Annotated in this window: 8 protein-coding genes and 1 tRNA gene; 3 read left to right on the top strand and 6 right to left on the bottom strand. The window is 37.4% G+C overall.

Translation table 11 applies throughout. From position 1 onward, the window contains the following. From QZ019_RS08855 to QZ019_RS08835, 5 genes are all read right to left on the bottom strand, one after another. Nucleotides 1-652, bottom strand: a 652-nt coding sequence (locus QZ019_RS08855; protein ID WP_295484334.1) for an MATE family efflux transporter, incomplete at its 3' end; no start/stop codon positions are given. Between the two features lie 99 nt (nt 653-751). Beyond that, on the bottom strand, nt 752-1,783 hold the full coding sequence (locus QZ019_RS08850; RefSeq protein WP_294566997.1) for a lipid A biosynthesis (KDO)2-(lauroyl)-lipid IVA acyltransferase: 1,032 nt from the start codon (nt 1,781-1,783) through the stop codon (nt 752-754). Nucleotides 1,784-1,888: 105 nt separating this feature from the next. Beyond that, the gene (locus tag QZ019_RS08845) at nt 1,889-2,608 is read right to left on the bottom strand and encodes an amino acid ABC transporter ATP-binding protein (protein ID WP_294566995.1); all 720 of its coding nucleotides are present in this window, start codon (nt 2,606-2,608) and stop codon (nt 1,889-1,891) included. Then, the gene (locus QZ019_RS08840; protein WP_294566993.1) at nt 2,608-3,264 is read right to left on the bottom strand and encodes an amino acid ABC transporter permease; all 657 of its coding nucleotides are present in this window, start codon (nt 3,262-3,264) and stop codon (nt 2,608-2,610) included. Before QZ019_RS08840 ends, QZ019_RS08845 begins: the two co-directional genes overlap by 1 nt. Before the next feature lie 70 nt (nt 3,265-3,334). Further along, entirely contained in the window at nt 3,335-4,087 is a 753-nt protein-coding gene (locus QZ019_RS08835; protein ID WP_294566991.1) for a basic amino acid ABC transporter substrate-binding protein, read from the bottom strand. 214 nt (nt 4,088-4,301) lie between these two features. Here QZ019_RS08835 and QZ019_RS08830 point away from each other — a divergent pair, with 214 nt between their 5' ends. Beyond that, entirely contained in the window at nt 4,302-4,727 is a 426-nt protein-coding gene (locus tag QZ019_RS08830) for a Fur family transcriptional regulator (RefSeq protein ID WP_294566990.1), read from the top strand. A 124-nt stretch (nt 4,728-4,851) separates the two neighbouring features. Continuing rightward, a complete protein-coding gene (locus tag QZ019_RS08825; RefSeq protein WP_294566988.1) occupies nt 4,852-5,469 on the top strand; it encodes an HAD family phosphatase in 618 nt (205 codons plus the stop codon). A gap of 203 nt (nt 5,470-5,672) precedes the next feature. Here QZ019_RS08825 and QZ019_RS08820 read toward each other — a convergent pair. Continuing rightward, nucleotides 5,673-5,748, bottom strand: a tRNA-Gly gene (locus QZ019_RS08820). Between the two features lie 162 nt (nt 5,749-5,910). Here QZ019_RS08820 and ybaK point away from each other — a divergent pair. Beyond that, nucleotides 5,911-6,381, top strand: coding sequence for a Cys-tRNA(Pro) deacylase (ybaK, locus tag QZ019_RS08815; RefSeq protein ID WP_294567110.1), 471 nt, complete (start codon nt 5,911-5,913; stop codon nt 6,379-6,381). The last annotated feature ends 89 nt before the right edge of the window (nt 6,382-6,470 follow it).

The raw sequence follows: 6,470 nt of genomic DNA, 5'->3' as shown, positions 1-6,470 counted from the left end.
CCTCCACGCCTAAAACCGGCATATTAAACCAGCCGAACAAAAACATTGAGTTTCCAAGCATAGTAATTAAATTAATAAGCAAAGAAACATACATGGCATCTCGGGTACACTCAAAAGCTCGGAGGATAGCAGCTGAAACCAAACACAAGGCCTGAGGCAAAAAACACAAAGACAAAATTGCCAGATAGCTTTGTGAACTCTGACTGATCTCCTCAGGAACATTCATTATTCTGACAATCAAAGGCGCAAAGAAAAACACTCCTAAAGATACTACTGTTCCTGTAATAAGATTTATGCCATAACCTGTATGCACTAACCTGCGAACAAGTTTCTTATTACCTGCTCCTAATGCCTGTGCGCATACTACGCACACTCCTATATTGATGAAATTAAAAATAATAAGCGCCAGATCAAACACCTGATTTCCGACGGTGAGCTCAGCTACCGCATCAACCGATACCGCACCTACCATCATCATATTGATGATTAATGTTGCGAAATTTAGAGCTAAATCAATAAAAATCGGCCATGTGATAGCTAAAAGAGAACGTTTTCCCTCCTGAAGGTCAAGTCTGTTTATTCCCTGATTGATTTCTTCATCCGAAATATAGTTCTTAAATTCGTTTTCTTTATCTTTTTTTAATTTAAACATAAGTACAAAACACTCTATTACGATAGCGTGCGTATTATACAAAAAAGAAATTAACTAGATATCAGCAAGAAAGTCCTTGCTGCGTTAAGAGGCAGATTATTAATTTTCTACAAAAGGACGGCGTCTTGCGGCATAATCAATGCTCTTGCCTTTTTTCCATAATGACAGATGAGTATTTTCATAAATATCAGGATAACTCTCGTCAGGACGGGTTTTAAAAAAGCGCAAGAACCACATATATTGTTCACGATGAATTAACAATTCTTTTTCTATATGCTGATTCATCATAGACAAATCACGATCCAAATCATTTGACGGAAAATCTGCAAAAGGCTCGGAAAAATGGACCTCAAAATTCGCGGTCTTCAAATTATAGACGGAAAAAAGCTGCATCGTGACTGCATCGGTAACTTTAGCAAGTTTCGGCAAAGTAGAAACCGTAGCTTTCGGAACACCTAAAAAATTAATGAAGCGACTTGAGTCCCTGCCTAAATCCTCATCAGGCAAAAAGAAACAGGATCTACCGTTTTTAAGTTCACGAATAAGCGTACGTAAACCGCTTGAACGCTCATACACCGCTCCGCCAAAGCTCAAGCGCTGCTGATTTAAGAACCAATCATACACAGGATTGCGCTGAGCATGCACCATCGTGCACATATTGATCCCGCAAAAAGACAAATATAAACCGCATCTGTCAATTGCAAAGCAATGCGGAGCAACGAAAATAATCGGTTTATTTAACGACAGCGCTTTCTTTAAATTTTCTTCACCAACAAGCTTCCAGCGTTTTTTTAGCAAAAAACGCGGCAAAACAGACGGCTCTGCATAAGCCAAAGTAACCGAAAACCCGACGGCAAGTGATTTCCTATATAACGCACGACATTCTTTTGCCGATAAATCAGGAAACGCCGTACGCATATTTGCATATGCTACGCGACGGGGAGTTAAAGGCAAAAAAGAAACGAGAAAAGCTATGACAACCGCAACAAAATCACGAATACGATTAGGAATAAAAGCTACGACGCACAGCAAAGCAAGAGACAGCCATGAAAAAAGATATTGAATTTTAATAAGATCTTTTACAATGCTTTTGTCAAAAGCTCTGTTTTTATTTTCCTCTGGTATTCTCATTTCTTATCTGTAAATAACACCCAAACTTCCGTATTTTCCACAAAAAGACAGGAAAAGACATCAAAATATATCCCTGCCTTACAGCAAGGACATATAAAAATTAATTTATAGGATCTTAGCCAAAAAGTCCTGAGTACGCGGCTCTTTTGGATTAGTAAACAGATCTTCAGGCTTTCCTTCTTCCAAAATTTTACCGCCGTCAACAAACAACACGCGGTCGGCAACCTGACGGGCAAATCCCATTTCATGAGTTACAACCATCATGGTCATACCGCTTTCAGCCAAGGTCTTCATTACTTCCAGAACTTCATTGACCATCTCAGGATCAAGAGCAGAAGTCGGCTCATCAAAAAGCATGATCTTAGGATGCATTGCAAGAGCTCTTGCAATAGCTACACGCTGCTGCTGACCACCGGATAATTCACGAGGGTAAGCTGATGCTTTATCTGCAAGACCGACCTTTGTCAAAAGCTCCATTGCAACCTTTTCAGCGTCTTCTTTTGACATATGACGAACTTTTATAGGTGCTAAAGTAATATTTTGCAGCACAGTCATGTGACCGAAAAGATTAAAGTGCTGAAAAACCATACCTACTTCAGCACGAATAGTATTGATATCCACATCAGGAGTAATTGTCTGTCCGTCAATGGCAATAGTTCCTGATGTAGGAACCTCAAGGTAGTTTACACAGCGGAGCAAAGTACTTTTACCAGATCCTGACGGACCGATAACTACCACCACTTCACTTTTTTTAACCTCAAGATCAATACCTTTTAAAATCTCGGTATTGCCATAACTTTTATGTAAATCTTTAATAACGATCATTATTTAAATCTCTTCTCTAAGAAGGCGACGAAACGGGTAATGGACAAGGTCATAATAAGATAAATAATTGCAACGGCCGTCCATATTTCCAATGAACCGTAAGTTGATGCGATAATCAACTGACCTTTACGGGTTAACTCTTCAAAACCGATAACCGATACCAAGGATGAATCTTTAAGCATGGCGATAAATTCATTGCCAAGCTGAGGAATGATACGACGGAAGGCCTGAGGAATAACGATATGAATCATTGTTTGTCCCCAGCTCATACCTAAAGAACGACCTGCTTCCATCTGTCCTTTATCAATAGATTGAATGCCGGCACGGAAAATTTCTGCGACGTACGCACCAGAGTTAATTGAACACGCAGCGACCGCAGCAACAAAAGGTTCAACTCTTACTCCCAAAATAATCGGAAGTGCAAAGTAAATAATGAAGATTTGAACCAACAGCGGAGTTCCGCGGATAAAATCAACGTAAATCTTTGACGGTATACGGAAGTACCAATAACGGGATAACTCTGCGATACCTACGAACAAACCTATGAGAGTACCAAGAGCAACGGCAACGGCTGTAATTTCGATAGTGACCATTGCGCCGATGCCTAAAAGAGGCAAAGAATCAATAATCAGCGATATATCAAAAGGAAACGGCATGTTAAGCAATACCAAAAAATATTAAGCAAAGCGCATTTTTAATTAATAAAAATGCGCTGATTTTTAAACACTACTCAGAAACGCTAAACCATTTTTGATGGATTTTAGCCATTTCTCCGGATTCTTTAATTTTCTTAAGACCTTCATTTAAAGTCTTGAGCAATTCACTGTTTCCTTTACGAACAGCAATACCGTAATCTTCAGCGGTAATTTTCTCGCTCATCTCAATTACGCCCTTAGAGGCTGACTTAGTCAAGAAATAAAGATTAACGGGACGATCATTAACGACGCCGGCACAACCTTTGGCTTTTAATTCCATAAAGGCTTCAGGCTCGGTATTAAATGCACCGACATTACCGGAAATTTCCTGGGCTTTTAATGCTCCGGTAGTTCCGATCTGTGCACATAAACGCTCATTCTTTAAATCATTAATTGTTTTGAATTTATCTTTATTCTCTTCAAGAATTAAGATTGAAAGACCTGACTTATAGTAAGGCTCGGTAAAATCAACACGCTTGGCACGCTCTTCAGTAATGGTCATGGCAGCGATAACAACATCTATTTGAGAAGTCATCAAAGCGGGGATCAAACCGTCAAAAGCCATATTCTGAACCTGAACTTCATACCCCATGGCTTTACCCACTGCATTTATGATATCAATGTCATATCCCTGAGGCTTTACATTGTCATCCATAAATTCAAACGGGGCATAAGTAGCTTCAGTACCTACTCTTAAGACTTCGGCCTGTGCCTGTGCGGCACAAAAAGTAACGGCTGCGGCAGCACATAAAGTTTTTACTGCTGTCGAAAATTTAACTGCCATAATTAGCGCTCCAAGCTAAAAAACTTAAACTGATCTTAATATTTTACTACAGGTTAGATGATTCAAAAAACATCTAATATTTAGGATAGTGACATCAACGGGATAAAAATTTAACTTTTAGTAAAAAACGAGACAAAATTTATCAATTTTTTTATTTTTTTTCCTTAATAAGATAAATTATCAATAAGTTAAAAACATATTAAATCAAAATAAAATGATAAAACGAAACACTATTCAATGTTCCCTGGTATTAAACGCGGTCAATAAACTTGAAAATCATGCCACGGCCGATGAAGTTTATGCAAGCATCATAAATGACTATCCGAATATAAGCCGTGCTACGGTGTACCGTAATCTTGACAAACTGGCTAAAACCGGGCAAATCAAAAAAATTGAGGTTCCGGGGGAAGCTGAACGTTTTGATCATTTAATTCATAATCATTATCACATCAAATGTCTGCACTGCGGTCATATTTTCGATGTTGACATGCCCTATCAGGAACACATTGAAGATCAAATAAAAAATAAACATGGCTTCTTATTTTTAAGCCATGAAATTATTTTTACGGGAATTTGTCCTGATTGCTTAAAAGAAGCAGAGAAGCCGCAAGACAACCATCAGCAGACTAATGACGAATAATTAATTTGTTTTCTGGCTTGATTTTTTGAGAAAGAGCGAACTTTCAGTAAAAATTCAAAAAATCGTTCAATATTTGATTATGATAAAAACATATCTAAATTAAACGGTTTAAAGGAGATTTACCGTGACCATTAAAAACATTATTTTTGATTTCGGCGGAGTCCTTCTTGACTGGGATCCTCGATATTTATACCGTAAAGTCTTTAAAACCGAAGAAGAAATAGAAAACTTTCTCCAAAATATTTGTACAACTGAATGGAATGCACAAATGGATGCCGGTAAGCCTTTTGCCGAAGGCGTTAAAGAGTTAATTGCAATCCATCCTGAATATGCAAAAGAAATTCAAATGTATAAAGATCGCTGGCCTGAAATGATAAGCGGTCAAATTGACGAAGGCGTCAGTATTTTAAAGCAAGTTGAAGCATCCCATCAGTTTAAATTATTCGGTTTGACCAATTGGTCTTCGGAAACATTCCCTTTTGCTTACAATAATTATAAATTCTTGGAAATTTTTGAGGGAATTGTAGTCTCCGGTGAAGAAAAAATGAAAAAACCTGAAAAAAGGATTTTCCATTTACTGCTTGAACGTTATCACCTAACTCCTGAAGAGTGCATTTTTATTGATGACAATCAAAACAACATTGATATGGCAAATAAACTTGGCATCCACGGGATTTTATGTCAGGATTTTGCCAAAGTTAAGGAAGAAATATCAAACCTTACAGGTCTTAAACTTAAGTAAAAGCAACGTGTTAAGTTATTAGTTCATTACCTATTACTGTAAACTATAATCTCGGGAGATTTTTATGTCTCCCTTTTTTGTTTAAAGCAAAAAAGAAAATTGCTAAAGATTAATGAAAAATTCTGACAGGAATTAATAAGGAAGACAAAATTAAGTGCACGTGCAAAAATGAAAAAAGCACCTTATGGTGCCTTTTTATAATTTGGAGCGGGCAACGAGGTTCGAACTCGCGACCCTAACCATGGCAAGGTTATGCTCTACCAACTGAGCTATGCCCGCATCCGATGGCGATAAATTATATAGAAAAATTTTAAATAAGCAAGAAATTTTTAATATTTTTTCATTGCACCAAAAAACATATAAGAAGAAAAGCAGAAAGTTTCTTCTATAATATTTTTGCTTAAACTTCATTCAAAATGAATTATCAAGGACTTATTCATGATCACTCCGGCGCAAAACTTCTTAAAGCAACAAAAAATCACATATAAAGCTTATGAGTACAAATGTACAGTCGATCATGACTTCGGAAAATTTGCCGCTTCTGCTTTAAACATTGAAGAAGATAAAGTATTTAAAACCATAATACTGCACCATGATAAAACTTACGTGACTTGTGTCGTTCCAGTAAATGCTTTGATTTCACTTAAAAACGTAGCCCGTTTAATTAAAGTAAAAGATTTGGAAATGACGGATCAAGCGACAGCCTCACGTATTACAGGCTATGTAATCGGAGGAATAAGTCCTTTCGGTCAAAAAAGGAAAACTCTGACCGTAATATCCGAAACTGCCTTAAAGTTTGATGAAATTTTAGTAAGCGGCGGCAGACGCGGTTTTTCCGTAGGCGTTAATCCTCAAGATTTAATTAAAAGCCTTAATGCAGTAGTCGGAGACATTATCGAACACAAGGGCTAAAAAAATAAACTGCCGACAGAAGCGACAGTTTACTACCTAAAAGTTGCGGATCTAGATAAGTAACTCTAAAAATCCTCTCTAAACGGCTT

Source organism: uncultured Succinatimonas sp. (genome assembly GCF_905203285.1).
GTDB lineage: Bacteria > Pseudomonadota > Gammaproteobacteria > Enterobacterales > Succinivibrionaceae > Succinatimonas.
The sequence above is the reverse complement of the archived record's forward strand: the minus strand, read 5'-3'. Positions and strand labels throughout refer to the sequence as shown.